The 649-nt window shown below is 72.7% G+C and carries 1 protein-coding gene; it reads right to left on the bottom strand.

From position 1 onward, the window contains the following. Positions 1–145: 145 nt before the first annotated feature. On the bottom strand, positions 146–505 hold the full coding sequence (locus B7L92_RS38950; protein WP_010361165.1) for a hypothetical protein: 360 nt from the start codon (positions 503–505) through the stop codon (positions 146–148). Positions 506–649 lie beyond the last annotated feature (144 nt).

Genomic DNA, 649 nt, shown 5'->3' with positions numbered 1-649 from the left:
GGGGACAACCCGGTCGCCGTGCCCGACGCCCGGTAGGCCCGCCGACAGACCCGCTGACAGACCCGTTCCCGAAACCGCAGACGGGCCCCTGTAAGACCTGTTAGCCCCAACAGGTCTAATAGGGGCCCGTCGTCGTGTGCGGCGCTCAGGGGGCCGTACGGATGCCCTGGAAGCCGGGGCCGAGGCCGCGCCGCCGTGGCGGTCTGCGCGCGGCGGGCATGAACGCCGCGGCGGCGGGCGGCTGCGGCTCCTGGTCCTCGACGGCGATGCCCAGAAGCCGGCGGGCGTCGTTGGTGGCGGCCGCCACCGCGGCGAGGACCTGCGTAAGCTCCGGGTCGGCGCTGCCCAGGGCCTCGGTGAGGGTGTCGATCGCGTCGAGGGCGTCCTCGGCGGCCGTCGTGCTCCAGGCGCCCGGGCCGGTGAGATCCGCGAGGTGGCAGGCGCTCTCCGCTGCTCGCTCGGCGTGCTGCTCGACCCCGGGCGCGGCCCGCTCCCACGACTCCATCGACCGTCCCGTTGATGCGCCCGTTGCAAGTTCCTCGACGGCGGGTGTCACACCGATCGACTTCCCGACACCTATAGCAGGTGTAAGGGGAACTCCGATCCGGGAGTCCCTGTGATCGCACCGAGGAGCACCGCCGTGTACGAC

Source organism: Streptomyces viridosporus, assembly GCF_002078235.1.
Classification (GTDB): domain Bacteria; phylum Actinomycetota; class Actinomycetes; order Streptomycetales; family Streptomycetaceae; genus Streptomyces; species Streptomyces viridosporus.
The sequence above is the reverse complement of the archived record's forward strand: the minus strand, read 5'-3'. Positions and strand labels throughout refer to the sequence as shown.

Coding starts and splice junctions, on each gene's coding strand:
- B7L92_RS38950 (WP_010361165.1), bottom strand. CDS start 505: ATGGAGTCGTGGGAGCGGGCCGCGCCCGGGGTCGAGCAGCACGCCGAG.